General features: G+C 68.6%; 24 protein-coding genes and 1 tRNA gene. 16 read left to right on the forward strand and 9 right to left on the reverse strand.

Annotation, left to right across the window (positions count from 1 at the left end; translation table 11 throughout):
* The first annotated feature begins 138 nt into the window (after positions 1-138).
* Positions 139-1,710, forward strand: coding sequence for a long-chain-fatty-acid--CoA ligase (locus tag FB464_RS02575; RefSeq protein ID WP_116416644.1), 1,572 nt, complete (start codon positions 139-141; stop codon positions 1,708-1,710).
* A 41-nt stretch (positions 1,711-1,751) separates the two neighbouring features.
* On the opposite strand, the gene FB464_RS02580 is transcribed toward FB464_RS02575, so the two are convergent.
* Both FB464_RS02580 and FB464_RS02585 read right to left on the reverse strand, forming a co-directional pair.
* On the reverse strand, positions 1,752-2,855 hold the full coding sequence (locus FB464_RS02580; protein ID WP_246092889.1) for a YeiH family protein: 1,104 nt from the start codon (positions 2,853-2,855) through the stop codon (positions 1,752-1,754).
* The gene (locus FB464_RS02585; RefSeq protein WP_246092890.1) at positions 2,846-4,465 is read right to left on the reverse strand and encodes a dolichyl-phosphate-mannose--protein mannosyltransferase; all 1,620 of its coding nucleotides are present in this window, start codon (positions 4,463-4,465) and stop codon (positions 2,846-2,848) included. The genes FB464_RS02580 and FB464_RS02585 overlap by 10 nt, the downstream gene beginning before the upstream one ends.
* Before the next feature lie 74 nt (positions 4,466-4,539).
* Between FB464_RS02585 and rsmI the strand changes: the two genes are divergently transcribed.
* From rsmI to FB464_RS02610, 5 genes are all read left to right on the forward strand, one after another.
* A complete protein-coding gene (gene rsmI, locus FB464_RS02590) occupies positions 4,540-5,415 on the forward strand; it encodes a 16S rRNA (cytidine(1402)-2'-O)-methyltransferase (RefSeq protein WP_116415245.1) in 876 nt (291 codons plus the stop codon).
* A 41-nt stretch (positions 5,416-5,456) separates the two neighbouring features.
* Positions 5,457-7,025, forward strand: coding sequence for a methionine--tRNA ligase (metG, locus tag FB464_RS02595; RefSeq protein ID WP_116416642.1), 1,569 nt, complete (start codon positions 5,457-5,459; stop codon positions 7,023-7,025).
* An 89-nt stretch (positions 7,026-7,114) separates the two neighbouring features.
* Positions 7,115-8,017, forward strand: a complete 903-nt coding sequence (locus tag FB464_RS02600; protein WP_116416641.1) for a TatD family hydrolase — start codon at positions 7,115-7,117, stop codon at positions 8,015-8,017.
* On the forward strand, positions 8,017-8,874 hold the full coding sequence (gene rsmA / locus FB464_RS02605) for a 16S rRNA (adenine(1518)-N(6)/adenine(1519)-N(6))-dimethyltransferase RsmA (RefSeq protein ID WP_116415244.1): 858 nt from the start codon (positions 8,017-8,019) through the stop codon (positions 8,872-8,874). The genes FB464_RS02600 and rsmA overlap by 1 nt, the downstream gene beginning before the upstream one ends.
* A 119-nt stretch (positions 8,875-8,993) precedes the next feature.
* Positions 8,994-9,929 (forward strand): 4-(cytidine 5'-diphospho)-2-C-methyl-D-erythritol kinase, encoded by a 936-nt coding sequence (locus FB464_RS02610; protein WP_116415243.1) that lies wholly within the window; start codon positions 8,994-8,996, stop codon positions 9,927-9,929.
* 183 nt (positions 9,930-10,112) lie between these two features.
* Here the strand turns inward: FB464_RS02610 and FB464_RS02615 are convergent, their stop codons facing one another.
* The 3 genes from FB464_RS02615 to FB464_RS02630 form a co-directional block, all read right to left on the reverse strand.
* Positions 10,113-10,778, reverse strand: coding sequence for a 2'-5' RNA ligase family protein (locus FB464_RS02615; RefSeq protein ID WP_116415242.1), 666 nt, complete (start codon positions 10,776-10,778; stop codon positions 10,113-10,115).
* Between the two features lie 169 nt (positions 10,779-10,947).
* On the reverse strand, positions 10,948-11,487 hold the full coding sequence (locus tag FB464_RS02625) for an adenine phosphoribosyltransferase (protein ID WP_281279726.1): 540 nt from the start codon (positions 11,485-11,487) through the stop codon (positions 10,948-10,950).
* 80 nt (positions 11,488-11,567) lie between these two features.
* Positions 11,568-11,819 (reverse strand): DUF6458 family protein, encoded by a 252-nt coding sequence (locus FB464_RS02630; RefSeq protein WP_116415241.1) that lies wholly within the window; start codon positions 11,817-11,819, stop codon positions 11,568-11,570.
* Between the two features lie 96 nt (positions 11,820-11,915).
* Here FB464_RS02630 and FB464_RS02635 point away from each other — a divergent pair, with 96 nt between their 5' ends.
* Positions 11,916-13,772, forward strand: coding sequence for an ABC-F family ATP-binding cassette domain-containing protein (locus FB464_RS02635; RefSeq protein WP_116415240.1), 1,857 nt, complete (start codon positions 11,916-11,918; stop codon positions 13,770-13,772).
* Here the strand turns inward: FB464_RS02635 and FB464_RS02640 are convergent.
* Complete coding sequence (locus FB464_RS02640; RefSeq protein WP_116415239.1) at positions 13,769-14,269, reverse strand: MarR family winged helix-turn-helix transcriptional regulator; 501 nt, start codon at positions 14,267-14,269, stop codon at positions 13,769-13,771. The two genes, FB464_RS02635 and FB464_RS02640, sit on opposite strands and share 4 nt — an antisense overlap.
* A 104-nt stretch (positions 14,270-14,373) precedes the next feature.
* Between FB464_RS02640 and FB464_RS02645 the strand changes: the two genes are divergently transcribed.
* From FB464_RS02645 to FB464_RS02660, 4 genes are all read left to right on the forward strand, one after another.
* Positions 14,374-14,445: transfer RNA gene (locus tag FB464_RS02645), tRNA-Gln, on the forward strand.
* Between the two features lie 43 nt (positions 14,446-14,488).
* On the forward strand, positions 14,489-15,997 hold the full coding sequence (glmU, locus tag FB464_RS02650; RefSeq protein WP_116415238.1) for a bifunctional UDP-N-acetylglucosamine diphosphorylase/glucosamine-1-phosphate N-acetyltransferase GlmU: 1,509 nt from the start codon (positions 14,489-14,491) through the stop codon (positions 15,995-15,997).
* Positions 15,998-16,975, forward strand: coding sequence for a ribose-phosphate diphosphokinase (locus FB464_RS02655; protein WP_116415237.1), 978 nt, complete (start codon positions 15,998-16,000; stop codon positions 16,973-16,975).
* A 47-nt stretch (positions 16,976-17,022) separates the two neighbouring features.
* Entirely contained in the window at positions 17,023-17,292 is a 270-nt protein-coding gene (locus FB464_RS02660; protein WP_116415236.1) for a mycoredoxin, read from the forward strand.
* Positions 17,293-17,296: 4 nt separating this feature from the next.
* Here the strand turns inward: FB464_RS02660 and FB464_RS02665 are convergent, their stop codons facing one another.
* Genes FB464_RS02665 through gndA form a run of 3 tightly spaced genes read right to left on the reverse strand, consistent with a single transcriptional unit; the run spans position 17,297 to position 20,068 of the window.
* Positions 17,297-17,698 (reverse strand): hypothetical protein, encoded by a 402-nt coding sequence (locus FB464_RS02665; RefSeq protein ID WP_116415235.1) that lies wholly within the window; start codon positions 17,696-17,698, stop codon positions 17,297-17,299.
* Entirely contained in the window at positions 17,686-18,567 is an 882-nt protein-coding gene (locus FB464_RS02670) for an SDR family NAD(P)-dependent oxidoreductase (RefSeq protein WP_116415234.1), read from the reverse strand. The genes FB464_RS02665 and FB464_RS02670 overlap by 13 nt, the downstream gene beginning before the upstream one ends.
* Positions 18,568-18,610: 43 nt before the next feature.
* Positions 18,611-20,068: an NADP-dependent phosphogluconate dehydrogenase gene (gene gndA / locus FB464_RS02675; RefSeq protein WP_116415233.1), complete on the reverse strand. Its 1,458-nt coding sequence runs from the start codon at positions 20,066-20,068 to the stop codon at positions 18,611-18,613.
* A 175-nt stretch (positions 20,069-20,243) separates the two neighbouring features.
* Here gndA and guaD point away from each other — a divergent pair, with 175 nt between their 5' ends.
* The 5 genes from guaD to pth all read left to right on the forward strand — a co-directional run bounded on the left by guaD (position 20,244) and on the right by pth (position 24,615).
* The gene (gene guaD / locus FB464_RS02680) at positions 20,244-21,641 is read left to right on the forward strand and encodes a guanine deaminase (RefSeq protein WP_116415232.1); all 1,398 of its coding nucleotides are present in this window, start codon (positions 20,244-20,246) and stop codon (positions 21,639-21,641) included.
* Between the two features lie 2 nt (positions 21,642-21,643).
* A complete protein-coding gene (locus FB464_RS02685; protein ID WP_116415231.1) occupies positions 21,644-22,624 on the forward strand; it encodes an antibiotic biosynthesis monooxygenase in 981 nt (326 codons plus the stop codon).
* Positions 22,625-22,633: 9 nt separating this feature from the next.
* A complete protein-coding gene (locus tag FB464_RS02690) occupies positions 22,634-23,152 on the forward strand; it encodes a gluconokinase (RefSeq protein ID WP_246092891.1) in 519 nt (172 codons plus the stop codon).
* A gap of 166 nt (positions 23,153-23,318) precedes the next feature.
* Positions 23,319-23,924 (forward strand): 50S ribosomal protein L25/general stress protein Ctc, encoded by a 606-nt coding sequence (locus FB464_RS02695; protein WP_116415229.1) that lies wholly within the window; start codon positions 23,319-23,321, stop codon positions 23,922-23,924.
* Between the two features lie 100 nt (positions 23,925-24,024).
* Positions 24,025-24,615 (forward strand): aminoacyl-tRNA hydrolase, encoded by a 591-nt coding sequence (gene pth / locus FB464_RS02700; protein ID WP_116415228.1) that lies wholly within the window; start codon positions 24,025-24,027, stop codon positions 24,613-24,615.
* Positions 24,616-24,624 lie beyond the last annotated feature (9 nt).

The following is a 24,624-nucleotide window of genomic DNA, read 5'->3' on the forward strand; positions in this document are numbered from 1 at the left end:
GACGAATGCCCTGCGGAGCCCACTGCGACGCAATGTGACGCTGTGGGTCTCGCAGACGGCGACGCGGGTCTCGCAGACAGTTCTGAGACTCCCGAACTAAGCTGTATGCACGTCAATGCCGACCGAAAGAAGTGCTTCATGAGTGCAGGTTTTGCCACGATGTCCGTTGCGTCGATTCTCGTCGAATCCGCGAAGCGCACACCCGACCACGTCGCGATCGTGGTCGGGGAGACCTCGACCACCTACGCAGAACTCTGGCAGCAGACCCGCGAGTATGCGGGTGCCCTGCGCGACCGTGGGGTCGGCCCCGGCACCGCCGTGGCGATGCTCATCCCGAACGTCGCGGACTTCCCCCGCATCTACTACGCGGTGCTCTCGCTCGGCGGCGTGGTCGTGCCGATCCACGCCCTGCTGAAGGGCAAGGAGATCGAATACGTGCTCCGCGACAGCGGCGCCGAGCTGCTGGTCTGCGCCGCTCCGCTGCTGGCCGAGGGCGCCAAGGGCGCGGGCCTCGCCGGTGTGCCGGTTCTCAGCGTGCTGCTGCCCGAGGCGAACCCCGGGCTGCCGCCCCGGCTCGAGGACGAGGCTCGCGCATCCGTGCCGATCGACACCTATGTGCAGCGCGAACCCTTCGACACAGCGACCATCCTCTACACCAGCGGTACGACCGGAACGCCGAAGGGCGCCGAGGGCTCGCACCTGGCGCTGGTCGAGCAGGTGAACGTCTCGCTGCTGACGACCTTCGACATGAAGGCGGATGACAAGGTTCTCGGCGCCCTGCCGCTGTTCCACACGTTCGGTCAGACCTGCACCATGAACACGGTCTTCCGCGCCGGAGCGACCATGGTGATGGTGCCGAAGTTCGACGGCGACACGGCGCTGAAGGTCATGAACGACCAGCAGTGCACGATCTTCATGGGTGTGCCGACGATGTACATCGCGCTTCTGGATGCGGCGACCCGCACCGATACCAGGCCCCCGCTCCGCTACGGCATCTCCGGGGGTGCGGCGATCCCCGTCGCCGTGATCAACCGCTTCAAGGAGCTGTTCGGAACCGAGATCCACGAGGGGTACGGCCTGACCGAGACGTCGCCCGTCGCCACGTTCAACATGGTCGGGGTTCCGCCGCGCGCGGGCACGATCGGCACGCCGATCTGGGGGGTGGATGTCGAGATCGCCGACGCCGAGACGGCCGACTCGATCGTGCTGCTGCCGACCGGCGAGCTGGGGGAGCTGGTCATCCGGGGGCACAACCTGATGAATGGCTACCACAACCGTCCCGAGGACACGGCGAAGGCGATGGTGGACGGCTGGTTCCGCACCGGCGACCTCGGCCGGAAGGACGAAGACGGCTACCTCACGATCGTCGACCGCACGAAGGACATGATCCTGCGGAACGGCTACAACGTGTACCCGCGCGAGGTCGAGGAGGTGCTGGCCGGGCATCCGGCGGTCTCGATGGTGGCCGTCTACGGGGTGCCGCACGAGACCCACGGGCAGGAGATCATCGCCTCGGTCGTGCTGGCTGCCGGCGCGTCGGCCACAGCCGATGAACTCACCGTGTTCGTGAAGCAGGATGTCGCGGCCTACAAGTACCCGCGCCACATCGACATCGTGGAGTCGCTGCCGCTCGGACCGTCGGGCAAGGTGCTGAAGCGCGAGCTCGTGGCCGCGTACGTGGCGCGCGAGGAGGCGGCCGTCGCGGGCTGACGGCCGCCGGCTGGCGCCCCTGCGGGTCGGTGCAGCGGCGGTCAGCGCAGCAGCGCGACCGCCGCGAGCGACAGCAGCGCGATCAGCAGCCACGACGCCAGGCCGACGATGAGCGCGCGCCAGCCGGTGCGGGCAAGGGTGGCGAAGCGGATGTTCGAGCCCAGCGCGAACAGCGCCATGCCGAGCAGGATGGTCTGTGCGGTGTCCGCGACGGAGAGCACCGACCCGGCCACCGCAGCTCCCATCACGCCGTCGCCGAGCAGGAACGTTCGCACGAGCACCGCGGCGAGGAAGCCCACGATGAACAGGGGCACGATCGCTGGCCGCTTGGCCCGGTCAGTGGATTCCGCGCCGGCAGAAGACCGCCCCTGATCCTCGGCCCGGAACGCCCGGCGGTCGCGCCTGCGCTTGACGAACCCGACGATCGCGACCATCGGGGCGAGCGTCAGCACCCGCGTCAACTTGACGACGACGGCCGCAGCCAGCGCGGTGGGACCGGCGATCTGGGCGGTCGCGACGACCTGCCCGACGTCGTGCACGCTCAGCCCGACCCAGAGGCCGAAGTCCGCGTAGTCGAGGCCGAGCGGGAAGCGGAGCGCCGGCAGGATGAAGATCGCCAGCGTGCCGCAGAGCGTCACCAGGGCCACGGGGGTTGCCTGGTCCTCGTCCTTGCTGCGGGTCACGGCGCTCATCGCACCGATCGCCGAGGCCCCGCAGATCGAGAATCCGGCAGCGATCAGGATCGGCTGGGTGCCGGGCAGGCGCATCAGCCGGCCGAGCCCGAGGGTGGCTGCGAACGTGATCCCGACGACGAGCACGATCACGATGATCGTGGGCCAGCCGAGCCCGGCGATGTCGTAGAGCGAGAGTTTCAGGCCGAGCAGCACGATACCGATCCGCAGCAGCCGCCGGGCCGCCAGCGCGATCCCCGGCTTCAGCACGGTGTCGAGCAACCGCTGCGTGGCGGGGATCTGGCCCACGATCATCCCGAGCCCGACCGCCGCGGTGAGCAGCGGGATGGCCGGCAGGGCGAGGTGGAGGAGGAACGCGACGAGCGTGGCCAGCCCTGCGACCGCGAAGCCGGGCAGCCAGCGCGGGCCGGGAAGCCAGCTCGGGCCGGGAAGCCAGCGCGGCGCTAGCGCCACGTCGGCAGCCAGTAGTGCAGCGTCAGCAGCCAGCCCGGTATCGGCTGCGCCGTCCAGACGGGCCAGAAGAACACCGACACCGCCACCGCGAGCAGCAGGTAGGCGCCCACGACCCAGAGGGCCGCGACCCGTTTTCGCCGGGCATCCGTTCGCTTGCCGAGCGCCATGCCGATCACGAAGGTCAGTCCGAGGATCATGTAGGGCTCGAACGCGATCGTGTAGAACTGGAAGATCGTGCGGCCCGAGAAGAGCAGCCAGGGCAGGTAACCGCCGACCATGCCCATCAGGATGATGCCGACCTGCCACTCGCGCTTCCGGATGAGACGGTAGACGAGGAAGAAGATGGCAGCTGTCGCGGCCCACCAGATCGCGGCGTTTCCCACCGAGGTGATGTTCTCGTAGCAGGTCTGCTCGCCACAGCCACCCGTACCGTCGCTGATCGTGTTCACATACATCTGTGTCGGGCGGATCATGAACAACCAGGTGAACGGGTTGGCTGCATACGGGTGCGGCGAGTGTTCGTTCACGTTGAAGTTGTAGACCGACACTTCGAAGTGCCAGAAGTTCTGGATGGTCAGCGGCACCCAGGCGAGGCCGCCGGCCCAGGGCGTGCCGTCGGTCTGCGCCCAGTTGCGGTAGTAGCCGTTCGTGCTCGTGAACCAGCCCGTCCAGGTGACGAGGTAGCTCGCGAGGTAGACGGGCACGAGCAGCACGAACGTCGCGAGGCCCTGCTTGAGGATGGCGGCGCTGATCCAGAAGGGCAGGCCCGCGCGGCGCCTCGCCAGGGCATCCACCAGCACCGTCCAGAGCGCGAACGCGACGAGGAAGTAGAGGCCTGACCACTTGACGGCGGTCGCGAGGCCGAGGGCGACGCCCGCGGCCACCAGCCACGGCCGGTTCCAGATCGCCGGGCCCCAGAGCACTTCGTCACCCTCGCGCTCGCGTGCGGCTATCCGCTCGGCCAGCCGTTTCAGGTGCCACTCTCGGTCGAGCAGGAACGCGCCGAACCCGAGCAGCAGGAACAGCATCAGGATGCCGTCGAGAATGCCCACCCGCGACATCACGATCGCGTGCCCGTCGATCGCGAAGAGGAACCCGGCGATCGTGCCGAGCAGCGTCGAACGGAAGAGTTTGGTGCCGATCATCGAGATCAGCAGCACGCCGAGGATGCCGCAGACCGCCACCGAGATGCGCCAACCGAAGCTGTTCTCGGCCCCGAAGACGGCCAGGCCGAGCGCGATGATCCACTTTCCGAGCGGTGGATGCACGACATACGTCGGGCTGTCGGTATAGGTGTTGACGTCGCCGGCGTTGAACGCGGGGTCGGGCGTCGCCGGCCAGGATCCCTCGTAGCCGAGGTGCAGCAGGGACCAGCCGTCTTTGACGTAGAACGTCTCGTCGAAGACCAGGCTGTGTGGGTCGCCGAGGTTCCAGAGCCGGAGGATCGCGGCGAGCAGGGTGACGGCGATCGGGCCGCCCCACCGCCACGCGCGCTGCCTCGCCGGAGTGGAGACGAGCGCACCCCACCACGAGTCGAGCCGGCTGCCGCGCGGGCCCTCGACGACGGGCGGTGCTGGCGCTGGGTGTACGGCGTCGGTCGCGTGGCTCACCCGCCCCATGGTAGCGGGCGACCTCCCCGCCGGGCCGACAACCCCGCCGGGCCCAGCGGTGCGAGACTGGGGGGATGATCATCCTCGCCGCCACTCCGATCGGCAACCTCAAGGACGCCTCCGTGCGCCTCGTCGAGACGCTCGAAGCCGCCGAGGTGGTCGCAGCCGAGGACACGCGCGTCACGGCCAAGCTGTTGCGTGCGCTCGGCGTCGAGAACCGGCCGCGCCTCCTTGCGCTGCACGACCACAACGAGCGGGAGAAGTCGGCCGAGCTGGTCGAACTGGCGCGCACGACCGACCTCGTCGTTCTGAGCGATGCCGGCATGCCGACGGTCTCCGATCCGGGGTTCCATCTCGTGCAGGCGGCTGTCGCGGCGGGGGTGGATGTCACGGTCATCCCCGGCCCGTCGGCGGTCGTGTCGGCGCTCGCGGTCTCGGGGCTGCCCACCGACCGGTTCACCTTCGAGGGTTTCCTGCCGCGGAAACCGGGCGACCGGGTCTCGGCGCTCACGGAACTCGTGCGGGAGCGCCGCACGATGGTGTTCTTCGAGTCGCCGAACCGGCTCGCGGCCTCGCTCGGCGACATCGCGGCGGTGCTCGGCGACGATCGGGTCGTCGCGGTGTGCCGCGAGCTGACGAAGCTCTACGAAGAGGTGCGGCGGGGCGGCGCGGCATCCCTCGTGCCGTGGGCGTCGGCCGGGGTGAAGGGCGAGATCGTGCTCGTGGTCGCGGGGGCGCCCGCGCTCGACGTCACACTCGAGACCGGGCTGGCCCAGGTGCGCGAGTTGGTCTCCGACGGCACGCGCCTGAAGGATGCCGCGGCGGCCATCGCCGAAGCGACGGGGCTCAGTAAGCGTGACCTCTATGAGGCGGCGCTGGCCGGCAGGTCATCCGGTGCGTCCTCTCGTCCACAGGTGGCGGATCTGCCGGGTTATCCCCCGCCCCGGTAACAGGGCGGTTCGGATGACCGGCACACCTTAAGATGATGAGCATGTCCGACGGCTCTTCGTTCTATATCACCACTCCCATCTTCTACGTCAACGACGTGCCCCACATCGGGCACGCCTACACCGAGGTGGCGAGTGACGTTCTGGCGCGCTGGCACCGCCAGGCGGGCGACCCGACGTGGTTCCTCACCGGTACCGATGAGCACGGGCAGAAGATCCTCCGCACGGCTACCGCGAACGGCGTCTCGCCGAAGGAGTGGGCCGATCGCCTCGTCGAGACGGCCTGGCAGCCGCTGCTGTCGACCATCGACATCTCGAACGACGACTTCATCCGCACCACCGATGAGCGGCACGAGGCCAACGTGCAGCTCTTCCTGCAGCGACTCTTCGACGCCGGGTACATCTACACGGGGGACTACGAGGGCTTCTACTGTGTGGGCTGCGAGGAGTACAAGCAGCCCACCGACCTCGTCGCCGGCACCGGGCAGTACGAGGGCGTGCAGGTCTGCGCCATCCACTCCAAGCCGGTGGAGCTGCTGCAGGAGCGCAACTACTTCTTCCGCATGAGCGACTTCACGCAGCCGCTGCTCGACCTCTACGAGTCGAACCCCGACTTCATCCAGCCCGAGAGCGTGCGCAACGAGATCGTCGCCTTCGTGAAGCGTGGGCTGAACGACCTGTCGATCAGCCGCCAGTCGTTCGACTGGGGCATCAAGGTCCCGTGGGACGACACGCACGTCGTCTACGTCTGGTTCGACGCGCTGCTGAACTACATCACTGCGGCCGGTTACGGCAGCGACGACGCCCGCTTCGAGGAGCTGTGGCCCGCCACGCACATCGTCGGCAAAGACATTGCACGCTTCCACGCCGTCATCTGGCCGGCGATGCTGATGGCTGCCGGGCTCTCCGTGCCGAAGCAGGTCTTCGGCCACGGCTGGCTGCTCGTGGGCGGGGAGAAGATGTCGAAGTCGAAGCTCACCGGCATCGCCCCGAACCAGATCACCGACACGTTCGGGTCGGATGCGTTCCGGTACTACTTCATGAGCGCCATCACCTTCGGCCAGGACGGATCGTTCAGCTGGGAAGACCTGTCCGCCCGCTACCAGTCCGAGCTCGCCAATGGGTTCGGCAACCTCGCGTCGCGCGTCGTCGCGATGGTGTCGCGCTACTTCGACGGGGAGATCCCGGCGGCCGGGGCGCTCGAGGAGGCCGACGAGAAGATCCGCTCAGTGGAACAGACCGCCACGGCCGATGCCGACGCGGCCATCGAACGACTCGCCATCCACGACGCGCTCACGAGCATCTGGCAGCTGGTCGACGACCTGAACGGGTACATCACGGCCCAGGAGCCGTGGGCCCTGTCGAAGCAGCCCGAGACCCGCGAGCGGCTGCAGACCGTGCTGGCCACGGCCGTGCACGGCGTCGGTACGCTCGCCGTGCTGCTCTCACCGGTGATCCCGGAGGCCACGGCGAAACTGTGGCTCGCGCTCGGCGGCGTGGGAGACCTCGGCGCCGTGCCGCTCCGCCGTGCGTGGGAGTGGCAGAGCTCCGGCCGCGTGGTTCCACTCGAGCCGCTGTTCCCGCGGGTCGAGACCATCGAGGGTGCGGCGTGACCGACGACGGGCCGCCTTCGGGCGGAGCGTCTGGTGCTGGTACGTCTGGTGCTGGTGCGTCTGATGCCGGTGCGTCTGGTGCCGGTGCCATCCGGCAACGCGACCCCTCGCCCGGGCGTGACCTGAGCTACCCGCCGCTCCCGCAGCCGCTCACCGTTCCCGTCTACGACAACCACACCCACCTCGAGATCGCCGACGGCGCACCCGGTGAGACGCTCACGTACCGCGAACACCTCGACCGGGCATCCAGTGTCGGCGTGCGCGGGGTCGTGCAGGTCGGCGGCGACGTCGAGACCTCCCGCTGGTCGGCCAAGCAGGCGCTCCGCGAGCCCCGGATGCTCGCGGCCGTCGCCCTGCACCCGAACGAGGCTCCCGTGTACGAGCTCGCAGGCGGTCTCGACGACGCGCTCGCGGTCATCGCCGAACTCGCCACCCGCCCCCGCGTCGCGGCGATCGGCGAGACGGGGCTCGACTTCTTCCGCACCTCCGGCGACGAAGCCATCGCCGCGCAGTACCGCTCGTTCGAGGCGCACATCGAGATCGCGAAAGAGAACAACCTCGCGATGCAGATCCACGACCGTGACGCCCACGCCGAGGTCATCGCGACACTGAAGCGCGTCGGAGCACCGGAGCGCACGGTCTTCCACTGCTTCTCGGGCGACGCCGAGTTGGCTGAGATCTGCGCCGAGAACGGCTGGTACATGTCGTTCGCGGGCACCGTGACCTTCAAGAATGCGGCCAAGCTGCGCGAAGCCCTCGCGATCGCACCGCGCAACCTGCTGCTCGTCGAGACCGATGCCCCCTTCCTCACGCCGGTGCCGAACCGGGGCCGGCCGAATGCGCCCTACCTGATCCCGCACACCCTCCGGGCGATGGCCGACCACCTCGGCACCGATGTGTCGATGCTCGCCGCGCAGATCTCCTCCAACACGGAGCTCGTCTACGGCTCGTGGAACGCTGAGCCCGTCGTGCTGCCCGAGTGGAGCGAGTGATGACCGACGAACGCGCAGCGCTGCTGGGCCCGGCCGAGATCCGCGACCTCGCCGAGCTGCTGAACCTCACCCCGACGAAGAAGCTCGGCCAGAACTTCGTCATCGACGGCAACTCGGTGCGCCGCATCGTGCGCATTGCGGGCGTGCAACCCGGGGAGACGGTGGTCGAGGTCGGTCCCGGGCTCGGCTCTCTCACCCTCGGCATCCTCGAGGTCGGAGCCGAGGTCATCGCGGTCGAGATCGACAAACGCCTCGCCGAGCAGCTCCCGCTCACGGTCGGCCTGCTGCAACCGGATGCCCGGCTGACCGTCATCCGCGACGACGCGATGCGCATCATGTCCCTGCCCGGCGCCCCCACCCGGCTGGTCGCGAACCTGCCGTACAACGTCTCCGTGCCTGTACTCCTGCACTTCCTCGAGCACTTCTGGAGCATCCAGAGCGGGGTCGTGATGGTGCAGGCCGAGGTCGGGCACCGCATCGCCGCCGACCCCGGGTCGAAGGTCTACGGCAGCCCGAGTGTCAAGGCGTCGTGGTACGGCACCTGGCGAACGGCAGGCCAGGTGAGCAGACAGGTGTTCTGGCCGGTGCCGAACGTCGACTCGGTGTTGGTGGCGTTCGAGCGGTCGTCGACGAGCCTTGCCAGCGAGGAGCTGCGCCTCGCCACGTTCGAGCTGGTCGACGCAGCCTTCCAGCAGCGGCGCAAGATGCTCCGGCAGTCGCTGTCCAGCGTGTTCGGCAGTTCTGCCACCGCCGCGCAGGTCATCGAGTCCGCCGGGCAGGATCCGACCGCCCGCGGCGAAGCCCTCACGGTGCACGACTTCCTCTCGATCGCCCGGGTGGCGACAACCGTCGAGTGACGTGCCCGGCCGGCCCCGGGCATCCCGCGCGACCACTCTCGGGTGACGCGCCTGTCCGGCCCGGGCATCCCGCGCGACCACCGTCGAGCGAGCTCTCCCGGCTCGGGTAGGTTATTCTCATGACTCAGAACTGGCGGGGCAAAGCGGTTCACGTCAGGGCGCCGGGCAAGATCAACGTGTTCCTCAAAGTCGGGGCCGTGATGCCCGACGGCTACCATGACGTCGCGACCGCGTACCAAGCCGTCTCGCTCTACGAAGACGTGAGAGCGTACGACGCCGATGACTTCTCGGTCGCCTTCACCGGATCCATCGACTCGACCGGGCTGTTGACCGACGGCTCGAACCTCGCCATCCGCGCCGCCCGCATGCTTGCGCACCGCGCCGGCTACCGCGGGGGAGTGCACCTCGAGATCTCGAAGAACGTCCCCATCGCCGGCGGCATGGGCGGCGGGTCAGCGGATGCCGCGGCCACCCTCCTCGCCTGCGACACCCTCTGGGGCACGGAACTCGGCCGCGAGGAGCTGCTCGGGCTCGCCGCGCGCCTCGGGGCCGACGTCCCGTTCGCCTTCACAGGTGGCACCGCGATCGGCACCGGCCGGGGCGACCGGCTGAGCCCGGCGCTCGCGAAGGGGCAGTTCCAGTGGGTGCTGGCGCTCGCGACGTTCGGCTCGTCGACCCCCGAGGTCTACCGGGAGCTCGACCGCCACCGCGACCGTCACGCGCAGGACATCTTCCCCGCCCAGACCCAGCCGACCGTCGACGCCGATGTGCTGCAGGCGCTCCGCGCGGGCGACCCGCACATGCTCGCGGAGTCGCTCCACAACGACCTCCAGGCACCGGCGCTCCACCTCGCGCCCGCGCTCGCCCAGGTGCTCGAGATCGGCGAGGCCAACGGTGCCCTCGCCGGCATCGTCTCAGGCTCCGGCCCCACGGTGGCGTTCCTCGCCGCCGACCCTGACGGAGCCCTCGAACTGCAGCTCGCGCTGGGCGCTGCGCGCCACACGGTCGTGCGCGTGACGGGCCCCGTGCACGGCGCCCGCCTGATCGGCGACTGACCGCCCTCCGCCCCTCGCCCGCCGCCTGCCGCATGCTCCCGCTCGGGCCGCGCCGCCCTCCACCGCGCCGCGCCGCCCTCGCGAACCGGCGGAGCTCAGCCCACACGAACTCGTATACGCGGTCGCAGCGCCTGAGGTTCGTCGGTTCATTCGGGCGCCGACAGGTTTCGGGCATCCGGCGTACTATCTGGGGCGAATCGCCGAATCCGTGTCCGATGTGGTGGCCGGCGGGCCGGGCGGTACGAGGGTAAGGCGTTTTGTGTCGCCGTTCCAGTGCCGCAGGGGGCCGGCGAAGGACGGCCACGAGGTGCCCGCCATGAGATCGTGCGTGGCCCAGCCCTCGGCGGCCAGCGCTGTGAGAGCGTCGGCGAGCTGCGCGGGTGTCAGTCGCGATGCGAGGGTGACGTGCGGCAGCCATGCGTCCGGGCGGCTGAACGCCGACAGGTCGACCACTCCTCGAGCGCGCCGGTGCACTGCGGCGTGCAGTTCGAGCAGCCGGGGGCTCACGACGACGAGCCTGGCGAGGACGAGGCCCGACGGCGGCTGGCCGAACACGGCAAAACCCTGGAGGGTGAGCGGAAGCGGTCGGTGCTCCAGTCCCGGCCCGGATCCAGCATCCGCTTCGAGAGCTGCTGTTGCGTCGGCATCGAGCGCGGCTTGAGCGCCGGGCGCTTCGGCGGGGCCGAGATCGGCATGCACCGCGCGCGCGGCGAGCAGCGTGAGGTGCGGCGCGTTGCTCGCGCCGGTGTGCCGCGCCTGGCTCGGCAGGCCAGCATCCAGGAGGGGCTGCCACTCAGCCCTGATCCGGGCATCCGTCACTGGGTCGAGCAGCAGCTCGAAGCTCATCATGCGCGGGCGCCCGCCGCCCGGCCGCCTGCCGCAGCCCGACCGCCTGCCGCAGCCCGACCGCCTGCCGCCGCCCGACCGCCCGTCGCAGCCCGACCGCCCGCCGCCGCCCGACCGCCCGCAGCAGTCCCGGCGCTCGCCGCCGCCCGGCCGCCCACCACCACCGCCGCGCTCAGGCCGGCAGCTCGATGAGCGCGTGCACCGGGTACCCGGCGACGGCTTCGCGCCCGCCGAGCCCCGTGAGCTCGATGGCAACGCCGAGCCCCACGACCACGTAGCCCGCCCGTTCGAGCAGCCGCACGGCCGCAGCGAGGGTACCGCCCGTGGCGAGCAGATCGTCGAGCACGTACACGCGGGAGCCCGGGGCGAGCGAGTCCGGCTGCAACTGGATGGTCGCGGTGCCGTATTCGAGATCGTATGTCTCGCTCAGCAGCGGCCCGGGCAGTTTGCCTGCTTTGCGGATCGGGTACACCCCGATGCCCCGCGAGTGCGCGGCGGCGGCAGCGAACAGGAACCCGCGGGCCTCGACACCGACCACGGCATCGATGTCGGCCGGCATCCGGGAGAGCAGGGCATCCGTCACCTGCCGGAGGGCCGGTCCGTCGGCCATCAGGCCGGTCAGGTCACGGAACAGGATGCCCGGCTGCGGGAAGTCGGGAGTGGTGGTCATCTTGGCGGCGATCAGTTCCGCCACGCTCGTCGAAGAGGTCACCCTCGAAGGCTAGCCGAGCATCCAGAGCCCGGCCGACGCCCCGGCAGCCAGCCCGGCCGCCGCACCAGCCGCACCAGCACTCAGACGATGTCGTCGCGGCGCTCGCTCCGCGTGATCTGCTCGCCGCTCACCGGGTCGACCGCACTGCGGGTCGTCGCGGTCGAGGAGCGCTTCCGAGCGATCAGCGCGATACCGATGATGACAATGACGAAACCGGCGCCCATCAGGATGTAACCGACCGTCTTCAGGTCGATCCAGCTGACGGTCACGTCGAGCGCGAAGGCGAGGATGGCGCCGACGGCGAAGAGGAAGATACCGAATCCGAGACTCATGGGAGACCTGCTTTCTGCGTCACCCCCGACGCTACACGGGTGGTGCCTCTTACACCCTCTCCGTGGGTCCCCCGATTCTGTGGTCAACTTGAGGTAATGGCACATCTACTGGGGGCAGAGTCCCTCCACCTCGAATTCCCCACCCGCGTGATCTTCGACGACGTCACCATCGGCATCAACGAGGGCGACCGCATCGGCATCGTCGGTCGTAACGGCGACGGCAAGTCCACCCTGCTCCGGATGCTCGCGGGGAGGCTCGAGCCTGACAGCGGCCGCGTCACCCGCCGGAACGGTGTCACGCTGGCGGTGCTCGACCAGTCCGACACCCTCGACGACACGCTCACGGTCGGCCAGACCATCGTCGGCGACATCGACGAGCACGTCTGGGCGGGCGACCCGATCGTGCGCGACGTGATCGCGGGCCTCGCCAGCGACATCCCGTGGGAGGCGAACGTCAGCGACCTCTCCGGTGGCCAGCGCCGCCGAATCGCGCTCGCCCAGCTGCTGATCGGCGACCACGACATCATCTTCCTCGACGAACCGACGAACCACCTCGACGTGGAGGGCATCTCCTGGCTCGCCGGGCACCTCAAGCGCCGCTGGTCGACGAACTCCGGCGGGCTCGTGGTCGTCACCCACGACCGGTGGTTCCTCGACGAGATCTGCACCGCCACCTGGGAGGTGCACGACCGGCTGATCGAGCCGTTCGAGGGCGGCTACGCGGCCTACATCCTGCAGCGCGTCGAGCGTGACCAGATGGCGGCGACGATGGAGGGCAAGCGCCAGAACCTGATGAAGAAGGAGCTCGCCTGGCTGCGTCGGGGGGCCCCCGCCCGCACCGCGAAGCCGAAGTTCCGCATCGACGCTGCCAACGCGCTGATCGCCGACGAGCCGCCCGTGCGCAACTCGATCTCGCTCGCCTCGATGGCCATGCAGCGCCTCGGCAAAGACGTGGTCGACCTCGAGAACGTCTCCGTCGTCTACGACGGAGCCGGCTCGCAGGGTGAGAAGCGGGTGCTGCACGACGTCACCTGGCGCATCGCCCCGGGCGAGCGCACCGGGGTGCTGGGCGTGAACGGGGCCGGCAAGTCGACCCTGCTGAGCCTCGTCGCCGGCTCACTCCAGCCGACCACCGGCACGGTCAAGCGCGGCAAGACCATCCGCGTCGCCACGCTCACCCAGCAGCTCTTCGAGCTCGACGACATCCTGAACGACCGCGTCAGCGAGGTCATCGGCCGCCAGCGCAGCAGCTACGTCTCCGGCGGCAAGGAGATGACGCCCACCCAGCTGCTCGAACGCGTCGGCTTCACGAGTGCGCAGCTCTCCACCCCGGTCAAAGACCTCTCCGGTGGGCAGAAGCGTCGCCTGCAGCTGCTGCTCATCCTGCTCAGCGAGCCGAATGTGCTGATTCTGGATGAGCCCACCAACGACCTCGACACCGACATGCTCGCCGCCATCGAAGATCTGCTCGACACCTACCCCGGCACGCTCCTCGTCGTCTCGCACGACCGGTACCTGCTGGAGCGCGTGACCGACAACCAGTACGCGGTGATCGAGGGTGGATTCATCCACCTCCCGCGGGGGGTCGACCAGTACCTCGAGGTGCGCGCCCTGCAGCAGCGCACGGGGACTCGCGGGTCGACGTCGAGCCCGACCGAGTCGCAGGCGGGCGGTTCGGCTCCGGCGGGTGGATCGGGCAGTGCCACCGGTGCGCCCTCGAAGCCGAAACTGTCGGGTGCGGACCTCCGCAATGCGCAGAAGGAGCTCGCCTCGGTGAACCGCCGGCTCGAGAAGTACGGCACGCAGGTCGCAGGCATCCACGAGAAGATGGCGACTCACGACGCCAGCGACTACGCCGGCCTCGGTGCCCTGTCGGCCGAGCTCGACACGGTGCAGTCGACGCTCAGCGACCTGGAGCTGCGCTGGCTCGAGTTGAGCGAGCTGCTGGCTTAGCCGAAGTCGCGGGAGAGTTTCCGCAGAAGCCCGGCCAGGCGTTCCTGGTCGGGCTTCGACAGGCCCGACAGCAGCTGCGTCTCGTTGATCACGAGCTCGTCGATCGCCCGGTCGACCCGGGCGAGGCCGTCGGGCGTCATGGTGACGAGGATGCCGCGGCCGTCCTTCGGTGAGGTGCGCCGTTCGACGAGGCCCCGGCTGACGAGCCGGTCGATCCGGTTGGTCATCGTGCCCGACGACACGAGTGTCTCCTCCAGCAGTGCCTTCGGGCTCAGCTGGTACGGAGAGCCCGCCCGCCGGAGCGCGGAGAGCACGTCGAACTCCCACGAATCCAGCTCGCTGGTGCCGAAGGAAGTGCGGCGCGCCCGGTCGAGGTGCCGCGAGAGCCGCCAGACGCGCGAGAGCACCTGGAGCGGTGCGAAGTCGAGATCGGGCCGTTCCCTCTTCCACGCGTCGACGATCGCATCGACTGAGTCTGTGGATTCCGGTTCGGGCATCCTTTCATTATCGCCCGAAACCGCCCGGATCTGGTCTGGCCCGTCACGCCCGGGCGCGTGATCTGGCAGACTTGTTCCCTGCACGCGGCGAACGCCGTGGGCATTCCGCCTTGGTGTAACGGCAGCACGACAGCCTTTGGAGCTGTTAGGACTAGGTTCGAATCCTGGAGGCGGAGCGCTCGGCGTCCGCGCCCCGGGCGAACGGAACGAAAGAGGACCATGACCGACTCCCGACTCGCGATCATCATCCTCGCCGCAGGCCAGGGCACGCGCATGAAGTCCGAGACGCCGAAGCTCCTGCACCACCTCGCGGGCATCCCGATCGTGAGCCACGTGCTCGCGACGGCACGGGAACTGGACGCTGTGCACACCGTCGCCGTGGTGCGCCACGAACGCGACCTCCTCGTCGACGTGATCACCGAACAGCTGCCCGACGGCCTGGTCGTCGACCAGGACGAGATCCCGGGCACCGGTCGCGCCGTGGAGCAGGCGGTGGCCGCCCTTCCCGCCGACTTCGACGGCGACGTCCTGGTGATGAACGGCGACACCCCGATGCTCGACGTGCAGACCCTCGCGGGCCTCGTGGACGAGCACCGTCGCTCCCGGGCATCCGCAACGCTGCTGAGCGCCTTCCTGCCCGATCCGTCGGGCTACGGCCGCATCGTGCGCCACACCGACGACGATGCCTCGCGCGCCGACGGCAGCGCGGGCCGGGTGGACCGCATCGTCGAGCACCGTGACGCGACCGACAGCGAGCTCGCGATCGCCGAGATCAACGCCGGGGTGTACATGTTCGGCGTGTCCGAGCTCCGTGACCTGCTGCCGCAGCTCAGCACGCACAACGCCCAGGGCGAGAAGTACCTCACCGACGTCATCGAACTGCTCCGCCGGGCGGGATCCGATGTGAGCGCCCTCGCGGTCGCCGAGTCGTGGCTCGTCGCGGGCATCAACGACCGCGCCCAGCTCAGCGAAGCCGCCGCCCAGATGAATGCCCTGATCATCCGGGGCTGGCAGCTGGCCGGCGTCACCGTCCAGGATCCGGCGACGACCTGGATCGACCTGAAGGCCACCCTCGAACCCGACGTGACCATCCTGCCGGGAACCCAGATCCGCGGTGCGACCACCATCGCGCGCAGCGCCGTCGTCGGCCCCGACACGACCCTGGTCGACTGCGAGATCGGGCAGGGGGCGATCGTGAAACGAACGGATGCCGAACTCGCCGTGATCGGAGCCGGAGCCACCGTCGGGCCGTTCTCCTACCTCCGGCCGAACACCGTGCTCGGTGCCGGCGGCAAGATCGGCACCTTCGTCGAGACGAAGAACGCCGAGATCGGCGCGGGAAGCAAGGTTCCGCACCTCTCGTACGTCGGAGACGCGCGCATCGGCGAGCAGTCGAACATCGGCGCAGCCACGATCTTCGCCAACTACAACGGCATCGTGAAGAGCCACACCGAGGTCGGTTCGCATGTGCGCACCGGGTCGCACAACGTGTTCGTCGCCCCCGTTACAATTGGTGACGGAGCGTACAGCGCCGCCGGAACAGTGGTGCGGAAGAACGTTCCAGCAGGATCGTTGGCCATGAACGTCGCACCGCAGCGCAACCTCGAGGGGTGGGTCGCTTCGCATCGCGAAGGATCGGCCGCCGACCTGGCTGCGAAGCGGGCCGAAGCCGCCGCGGCCGACAATTCAACAACAGCGGCGCCCGTCGCGCCGGATTCGGGAGAATAAGTGTCTGAGATCACGTCCAACGGTGAAAAGCACCTCGTTCTCGCCTCGGGCAGGGCGCACCCCGAGCTCGCTGAGGCCATCGCGGCCGAGCTCGACACCGGACTGATCAGCACCACCGCGCACACCTTCGCGAACGGCGAACTCTACGTGCGCTTCAACGGCAGCGTGCGCGGCAGCGACGTGTTCGTCATCCAGTCGCACTCGACGCCGATCAACGAGTGGTTGATGGAGCAGCTCGTCATGGTCGACGCTCTGAAGCGCGCCTCGGCGAAGCGCATCACGGTGGTCGCCCCGTTCTACCCGTACGCCCGGCAGGACAAGAAGCACCGCGGCCGTGAGCCGATCTCGGCCCGCCTCGTCGCCGACCTCTTCAAGGCGGCCGGTGCCGACCGCATCATGTCGGTGGATCTGCACGCCCCGCAGATCCAGGGCTTCTTCGACGGCCCCGTCGACCACCTGTTCGCCATGCCGGTGCTCATGGAGCACATTCGGAGGACATTCGACCTAAAGCAGCTCACAGTCGTCTCGCCCGACATGGGGCGCGTGCGGGTCGCCGATGTGTGGAGCGACAAGCTCGGCACACCCCTGGCGATCATCCACAAGCGCCGTGATCCGCTGGTGCCGAACCAGGTCTCGGTGCACGAGATCGTCGGTGACGTGAGCGGCCGCTGGTGCCTGCTGGTCGACGACCTGATCGACACCGGCCGCACGATCGTCGCGGCCTCGGAGGCTCTGAAGAACGCCGGCGCCAAGGGCGTCATCGTCGCGGCGACGCACGCCGTGTTCTCCGACCCGGCCTACGACATCCTCCAGTCGGACTTCATCGACTCGGTGGTCGTGACCGATACGCTCCCGATTCCGGCGGAGAAGCGTTTCCCGTCGCTGACAGTGCTCCCGATCGCGCCGCTGCTCGCGCGCGCCATCCACGAGGTGTTCGACGACGGCTCCGTCACGTCGATGTTCGACGGCGATGCGTGAAAATCTGTTCGTGAAATAAACGTCGCAGGCCACCGGTTGAAGACATCATGACGACCACAACCGACTTCCTTCCTGCCGCCGAGACCATCACGATGTTCAGCACCTCGTGGTGCGGTTACTGCAACCGCCTCAAGAAGCAGCTCGACAAAGACGGCATCGGCTACACCGAGGTCAACATCGAGGAGGTCGAGGGCACGGCCGAGCTGGTCGAGGCCCTGAACGGCGGCAACCAGACGGTGCCGACCGTGCTCTTTCCCGACGGCTCCAGCGCCACGAACCCCTCGGTGATCGAAGTGAAGTCGCGCCTCGGCCTGTAGAGCCCTACGGGTTCAGCGCGTCCTGCGGGCTGAGCTGGCGCAGCTCGGCCTGGGTCGGGTACGAGGGGATCAGCCCCAGCGCCGCCACCGGTTTGCGGTCGCCGCCGTACGCCCCCACTGAGTAGCACACCCAGCCGGCACCGACGGCGGCGAAGAGCTCGAACCGCACCGACGAGCCGGTGGCGCTCGGTACCCGGTAGGCCACGTTCGCCTGGCAGGCGGCGCCGGCGGTCGCTTTGGCGAGGCTGTAGGTCGTGAGGATGCCCGGCAGCACGAGCGCGACGATGCCGAGTACGACGACCGCGCGCATCACGTGCAGGCGCCTGGCGCTCCGGAGCGGCCTGTCGCCGTGCGGCTCATAGCCGGCGAGTTCGGGTTCGTCGTCGTAGTCGGTCACGCGATCCATCCCGCGGTGGCTCCGGTGACGGCCGTGCCGTCGAGGTCGCGGAGCTTGAGCCCGACGAAACCGGTCGCCGCATCGGAGGTCTGCACGCGGAACGGTGGCCGGTCATCCAGAAGAATCCCGACGATGACGTCGGCGACGCCCTGCGGTTGCTGTGCGCCATCGAAGGAGCCCCTGGTGCGCTCGAGGTAGTGGTCGAACGCCTCGCGGTAGGCCTCGGAGCCGTTCGCGGCCCCCGTGCTGAGCGCGTCGATGCTCGCACCGACGTTCGCCACGAACTGGGTGGCCACGGCGCCCGGTTCGACGACTGTGACGCGCACCCCGGCTGCGGCCGCGACGGGGTGGAGGCTCTCCATCATGCCTTCGACCGCGAACTTGGCGGCGCAGTAGCTCTCGTTGAAGGGCTGGCCGACGATACCGCCCACGCTCGTGACTGTGACGAGGCTGCCGCCGGATGCCCGGAGGTGCGGCATCGCGGGTCTCGTGACATTGAGCACCCCGAAGTAGTTCACCTCCATCACCTGTCGTACCGCGTCGAGGGTGTCGAGTTCGAGGGTGCCCACGTGGCCCGCTCCGGCGTTGTTCACGACGGCATCGAGCCGACCGTGGGTTGACGCGATGTCGTCGACCAGGGCGGCGGACGCCTGCGGGTCGGTGATGTCGAGCATCCGCAGTTCGAGATATTCGGAGACCCCGGCGACCGCGGCGGCCGTCAGCAGCTCGGCATCGCTGCCCGCTCGGCGCACCGTGGCGACAACATGCCAGCCGGCGAGGGCTGCTGAGACGGCCGTGGCCAGCCCGATGCCTGTGGACGTACCGGTGACCAGGACGACGGGTCGGGCGGATGGAGTCTCGGGGGAGTCAGTGGCCATAGAGAGATTATCCGCCCATCCACTGACTCCCGCGATGGGGCTGCTAGTGCGAGCTGCCCTCGGACTCGATCTCCGTGCGGTCGCCCGACCACAGGGTGTGGAAGGTGCCTTCCCTGTCGACGCGCTTGTAGGTGTGCGCACCGAAGAAGTCGCGCTGCGCCTGCACGAGCGAGGCCGGCAGGCGCTTCGACGCGAGCGAGTCGTAGTAGCTGAGCGCCGAACTGAACCCGGGAACAGGGATACCCGAGAGCGCAGCGGTCGACACGATCCGGCGCCAGGCCGCCTCGCCGTTCGCCACCGCAGAGGCGAAGTACGGGTCGGCAAGCAACGTCTTCAGGCCCGGGTTCTTGTCGTACGCCTCGACGATGCGGTTCAGGAACTGGGCCCGGATGATGCAGCCACCCCGCCAGATCTTCGCGATGTTGCCCTTGTTGATGTCCCAGCCGTACTTCTCGGCGCCCGCGATGATGGCGTCGAAGCCCTGGGCGTACGCGACGACCTTGGAGGCGTAGAGCGCCGCGTTCACGTCGTCGGAGAACGATGAACCGACCTCGACGGGCGACGGGCGCGACGTGATGACGGCCTGGGCCGCCTCGCGCTGCTCGGGGTGCGACGACACGGCGCGGGCGAACACGGCCTCGGCGATGCCGCCGACGGGCACACCCAGGTCGAGGGCGTTCTGCACGGTCCAGACGCCGGTGCCCTTGGAACCTGCCTGGTCGAGCACGATGTCGACGAACGGCTTGCCGGTCTCTGCATCGACCTGCTTCAGCACCTCGGCCGTGATCTCGATCAGGTACGACTCGAGGTCGCCCGAGTTCCACTCGGTGAAGACGTCTGCCGCGGCGCGCGGCGTGAGGCCGCCGATCTTCGTCAGGAGGTCGTACGACTCGGCGATCAGCTGCATGTCGGCGTACTCGATGCCGTTGTGGATCATCTTGACGAAGTGGCCGGCGCCGCCCGTGCCCACGTGGGTCACGCAGGGCTCGCCCTCGGCGACGGCCGCGATCGACTTCAGAATGGGGCCGAGGGTCTTCCACGACTCATCCGAACCGCCAGGCATGATCGAGGGGCCCTTGAGCGCGCCCTCCTCGCCGCCCGAGATGCCGGTGCCGACGAAGTGGATGCCCTTCGCCGTCACGGCCTCCTCGCGGCGGATCGTGTCGGTGAAGAGCGCGTTGCCGCCGTCGACGATGATGTCGCCCTCTTCGAAGAGGTCGGCGAGCTGCGAGATGACGGCGTCGGTGCCCTTGCCGGCCTGCACCATGATGATGGCCGTGCGGGGCTTCGTGAGGGAGGCGACGAAGTCCTCGATCTTCTCGCTGGCGACGAAGCCGGCCTCCGGGTGCTCCTCGGTGAGCAGGTTCGTGCGCTCCACCGACCGGTTGTACACGGCGACCGTGTTGCCTTCGCGGCTCGCCAGGTTGCGGGCCAGGTTCGAGCCCATCACGGCAAGCCCGACAACGCCGATGTTCGCTGTCGCTTCGCTTGTTTCAGCCATTGTTCTCCTCCAGATAAGTACCGTTTCCAGCGTAGTGCTTCGACGCCGGGCGCCCCCGGGTGCCCGCGTGGGGGTTGGGTGAGGGATGGGTACCCCCCTATGTGGGCAATTCCCCCCGGTCGGGGGTGCGGGGGTAATAGGATCGCACCGAGCACCCTAGGAGAGGCGACACATCGTGAGTATCACTGGCATCCGAGGCACTTTCTTCGACTTCGTCGACGACCCCTGGAAGCACGTCGGCGACGAGGAGGCCTCGGCCCGGTTCCACTCCGACGGACTGCTGGTGGTCGAAGACGGCATCATCATCGCTTTCGGCGACTACAGCGAGATCATCAACGATTTCGCTGACATCGACGTGACCCACATCGAGCACCGCATCATCACCCCGGGGTTCATCGACGGGCACATCCACTTCCCGCAGACCCGGGTGCTCGGTGCCTTCGGCGAGCAGCTGCTGCCGTGGCTTCAGAAGTGGGTCTTCCCCGAGGAGGCCCGCTACGCCGACCGCGCCTACGCCAAAGACGGTGCCGTGCGGTTCTTCGACAACCTGCTCGCCTCCGGAACCACGACGGTACAGGCGTTCACGAGCAGTGCACCCGTCTGCACCGAGGAACTCTTCGAGGAGGCGTCGAAGCGCAACATGCGCGTCATCGCCGGGCTCACGGGCATCGACAAGAACGCTCCCGACTACTTCGTCGACACCGCCGACAACTTCTACGCCGACAGCAAGACGCTGATCGAGAAGTACCACAACGTCGGCCGCAACCTCTACGCGATCACGCCGCGGTTCGCGTTCGGCGCGAGCCCCGAGCTGCTCGAGCGCTGCGCACAGCTGAAGACCGAGCATCCGGATGCCTGGGTGCACACCCACATCTCGGAGAACCCGGCGGAGGTGCGTGGCGTCAGTGAGGCCCACGAGGGCGCGGAGGACTACCTCGCCGTCTACGAGAAGTACAACCTCGTCGGCCCGAAGTTCACCGGCGGTCACGCCGTCTGGCTGTCGAACTCGGAGTACAAGCGCCTGCACGAGGCCGAGGCCTCCGTCACCTTCTGCCCGAACTCGAACCTCTTCCTCGGCAGCGGTATGTTCCGCCTCGGCAAGGCAACCGACCCCGACCAGCGGGTGCGGATGACCTTCGGCACCGACATGGGCGGCGGAAACCGGTTCAGCATGCTCTCCGTGCTCGACGGCGCGTACAAGGTCGGGATGATCAACAACACCCTGCTCGACGGCAGTGTCGACCCCTCACTGAAAGACAGCGCCGAGGCCGAGCGCAACAAGCTGTCGGCCTACCGCGCGTTCTGGTCGATCACCCTGGGCGGGGCCGAGGGTCTCTACATCGACGACAGGGTCGGCAGCTTCGAGGTCGGCAAGGAGGCGGACTTCGTCGCCCTCGACTGGACCCAGGGCCCCCCCGGCGCCGACTGGCACTCCTCGCTCATCGCCGACGGCGGCGACCCGGTGACGATGGATGACGCGGCGAACATGCTGTTCGGCATCATGATCGTCGGCGACGAACGTGCTGTCGACGAGACCTGGGTCTACGGGTCACGCGCCTACAAGAAGGGCTGAGTGTGGCGACGACGGTCGGTGAGACCCGGCAGGGGCCCGCGGTCTCGCTGATCATCCAGCGCCGTGTGCTGCCGGGCAGCGACGATGTCTACCGGGCCTGGCAGCGGAAGCTCGGCAACGTGCTGAGCGTCTGGCCGGGCTTCCTCGGGCGCGACGTCATCGAACCGTCGCCACCGTCGCAGACCGACTGGGTGCTCGTGCAGCGGTTCGCGAACGTCGAGGCCGCCCGGGGCTGGCTGCAGAGCCCCGAGCGGGCAGCCCTGTTCGACGAGATCAAGGAGCACTTCGTCGGCCAGGAGGAGATCAACCTCGTCACCGAAGACGAGCGGAAGGCGCCGGAGGCGGCGTCGATCATCGTCACCAGCCGTGTTGCACCGGCCGACGAAGCCGCATTCCTCAGCTGGCAGCGGAAGATCTCGGCGGCCGAGGCCAACTTCCCGGGCTTCCAGGGGCACAAGATCGAACGCCCGACTCCCGGTGTGCAGGAGGACTGGACGGTCATCCTGAGCTTCGACACCGACCAGAACCTCGCGGCCTGGACGGATTCTCCGCAGCGCCAGAAGCTGCTGGCGGAGGGGGAGGCCTTCGCCTCGAACACCCGCGTCTCGAAGGCGAAGTACGGATTCACCTTCTGGAGCACCGACCGGCCGAGCCGGCTGATGATCTTCAAGGACAACCTGCTCGTGCTGCTGGTGCTGTACCCGATCGTGTTCCTGTTCGGGTATCTCATCAGCGAGCCGTTCCTCAGCGGGGTGCCGTTCTGGCTGAGCCTGTTCATCGGCAACATCGTCAGCACGCAGCTTCTCGGTTGGCTGGTGGCGCCCTGGATCTTCCGGGTCTTCGCGTGGTGGCACAAGCCCGGTATCGGGTCGCGCCGGGAGGTGCTCGGCTACGTCATCCTCGCGGTGCTCTACGCGGCGTCGATGGCTCTGGATGCCCTGCTGATCGCCCTCGGGCCGATCGGTGGTGGCGGCGCCGCGTAGGCTCGGGATGTGACAGCTTCCGCCCCCGCTCTGCCGCCCGTCGTCGTGATGGGGGTCTCCGGATCGGGTAAATCGACCGTCGGAGCCGCGCTCGCTTCAGCACTCGGCGTCGACTTCATCGACGGCGACGACCTGCACTCCGCAGCCAACACGGCGAAGATGGCCAGCGGCGTGCCGCTCACCGACACCGACCGGCAGCCCTGGCTCGAAGCGGTTGGGCACGTGCTGCATTCGGAGCCGGGTGCCGGCCCTGTCGTCGCGTGTTCGGCCCTCCGCCGTGTGTACAGGGAGGTCCTGCGGGGTGCCGCACCCGACGCCGTGTTCCTCCACCTGGCCGCCGGGGCGGACCTGCTGCGCGCCCGCCTGGTGCACCGCGAGAACCACTTCATGCCGCCGGCCCTGCTCGCCTCGCAGCTCGGCACTCTCGAGCCGCTGGAAGCCGACGAGCGCGGCGTCGTGCTCGACACGGCGGGTGGAGTCGACGAGGTCGTCCTGCAGGCGATCGTGTGGCTCCGCGGTTCCGTGTAGACTCTCAAGCTGAACTTCGGCGAGGGATGCTCTGCATCCGTGATCGACGCGGTGGACGAGGCTTCTGGTCTTTCCTCACGCTGATGCGTTCGAGTTGAACACACCCACAAACCCTCTCATTCGAGACTTTTACAGCGGGCCTTCGTGGCCTGCAAGGAGAAACACCATGGCTGACGACAACAAGATCATCGCGGAGACGCGCACTTCCTTCGGCAAGGGTGCGGCGCGCAAGCTCCGCGCCGCCGGCAAGATCCCCGCCGTGATCTACGGCCACGGCGCCGACCCGCAGCACGTGAGCCTTCCGGGCCACGAGGTCTTCCTGCTCATCCGCAAGTCGAACGCGCTCATCGAGCTCGACATCGAAGGCGCCAAGCAGCTCGCGCTGGTCAAGGATGTGCAGAAGGACCCGGTGCGCCAGATCATCGAGCACCTCGACCTGATCGTCGTGCGCCAGGGTGAGCGTGTGCAGGTGGAGGTCTCCGTGCAGGTCGAGGGCGAGCCCGTCTCCGGCGCCACCGCCGACCTCGACACCTTCACGCTGCTGCTCGAGGTGCTCGCCACGAACATCCCGACCCGCGTCGTCGTCAACATCGAGGGCGCCGAGGCCGGCACCCAGATCCTCGCCAAGGACATCGAACTGCCCGAGGGCGCTGTTCTCGTCGGCGACGAGGACCAGCTGATCGTTGCCGTCTCGATCCCCGAGGAGCAGGACCTGGGCGACAGCCTCTCGGCCGGCGACGCGTCGACGTCGGACGCCCCGACGACCGCATAGTCTCCTGTTCTGTCCAGACGTGCCGCGGCGGCCTTGTTCGCCGCGGCACGTCTGTTTTCTCCCCCAGGTTCTTCTTCCTCTCCGCTGAAAGGTGCGCGTCATGGCTGCTGACGACCAGTGGCTCGTCGTCGGGCTCGGCAACCCCGGCCCGGAGTACGCCGGCAACCGGCACAATGTGGGCCAGATGGTGCTCGACGAGCTGGCGTCGCGGTTCTCGGGGTCGTTCAAAGCGCACCGTTCCAACGCCCGGGTGGCCGAGGGGCGGCTCGTTCCGGGCGGGACGCGGTTCGTCCTCGCCAAGCCGAACAGCTACATGAACAACTCGGGCGGGCCGACCGCCGGCCTGCTCTCCTACTACTCGATCGATCCGTCGCACCTGATCGTGGTGCACGACGAGCTCGACATCCCGTTCGACACCCTCCGCCTGAAGTCGGGCGGCGGGCACGGCGGGCACAACGGCATCCGCGACATCATCACGGCCTCGGGCACACCCGACTTCACCCGGGTGCGGGTCGGCATCGGGCGCCCGCCCGGCCGGCAGAGCGCGGCGGACTTCGTGCTCCGCGACTTCTCGTCGACGGAGCGGACGGTGCTGCCGAACCTGCTGGCGGATGCCGCCGACGCCGTCGAACTCATCGCCGCCGACGGCCTCACGGCCGCGCAGCAGCGCTTCCACGCGCCGCCCGCCTGAGCTGAGCCG

It is taken from the genome of Subtercola boreus, from assembly GCF_006716115.1.
GTDB classification, from domain to species: Bacteria; Actinomycetota; Actinomycetes; order Actinomycetales; family Microbacteriaceae; genus Subtercola; species Subtercola boreus.

Excerpts from the sequence above, each read along its gene's own strand:
- metG (WP_116416642.1), top strand. The coding sequence starts at position 5,457 with ATGTCCGACGGCTCTTCGTTCTATATCACCACTCCCATCTTCTACGTC.
- FB464_RS02695 (WP_116415229.1), top strand. The coding sequence starts at position 23,319 with ATGGCTGACGACAACAAGATCATCGCGGAGACGCGCACTTCCTTCGGC.
- FB464_RS02640 (WP_116415239.1), bottom strand. The coding sequence starts at position 14,269 with ATGCCCGAACCGGAATCCACAGACTCAGTCGATGCGATCGTCGACGCG.
- gndA (WP_116415233.1), bottom strand. The coding sequence starts at position 20,068 with ATGGCTGAAACAAGCGAAGCGACAGCGAACATCGGCGTTGTCGGGCTT.
- FB464_RS02670 (WP_116415234.1), bottom strand. The coding sequence starts at position 18,567 with ATGGCCACTGACTCCCCCGAGACTCCATCCGCCCGACCCGTCGTCCTG.
- rsmI (WP_116415245.1), top strand. The coding sequence starts at position 4,540 with ATGATCATCCTCGCCGCCACTCCGATCGGCAACCTCAAGGACGCCTCC.
- glmU (WP_116415238.1), top strand. The coding sequence starts at position 14,489 with ATGACCGACTCCCGACTCGCGATCATCATCCTCGCCGCAGGCCAGGGC.
- FB464_RS02575 (WP_116416644.1), top strand. The coding sequence starts at position 139 with ATGAGTGCAGGTTTTGCCACGATGTCCGTTGCGTCGATTCTCGTCGAA.
- rsmA (WP_116415244.1), top strand. The coding sequence starts at position 8,017 with ATGACCGACGAACGCGCAGCGCTGCTGGGCCCGGCCGAGATCCGCGAC.
- FB464_RS02635 (WP_116415240.1), top strand. The coding sequence starts at position 11,916 with ATGGCACATCTACTGGGGGCAGAGTCCCTCCACCTCGAATTCCCCACC.
- pth (WP_116415228.1), top strand. The coding sequence starts at position 24,025 with ATGGCTGCTGACGACCAGTGGCTCGTCGTCGGGCTCGGCAACCCCGGC.
- FB464_RS02615 (WP_116415242.1), bottom strand. The coding sequence starts at position 10,778 with ATGATGAGCTTCGAGCTGCTGCTCGACCCAGTGACGGATGCCCGGATC.
- FB464_RS02660 (WP_116415236.1), top strand. The coding sequence starts at position 17,023 with ATGACGACCACAACCGACTTCCTTCCTGCCGCCGAGACCATCACGATG.
- FB464_RS02665 (WP_116415235.1), bottom strand. The coding sequence starts at position 17,698 with ATGGATCGCGTGACCGACTACGACGACGAACCCGAACTCGCCGGCTAT.
- FB464_RS02630 (WP_116415241.1), bottom strand. The coding sequence starts at position 11,819 with ATGAGTCTCGGATTCGGTATCTTCCTCTTCGCCGTCGGCGCCATCCTC.
- FB464_RS02610 (WP_116415243.1), top strand. The coding sequence starts at position 8,994 with ATGACTCAGAACTGGCGGGGCAAAGCGGTTCACGTCAGGGCGCCGGGC.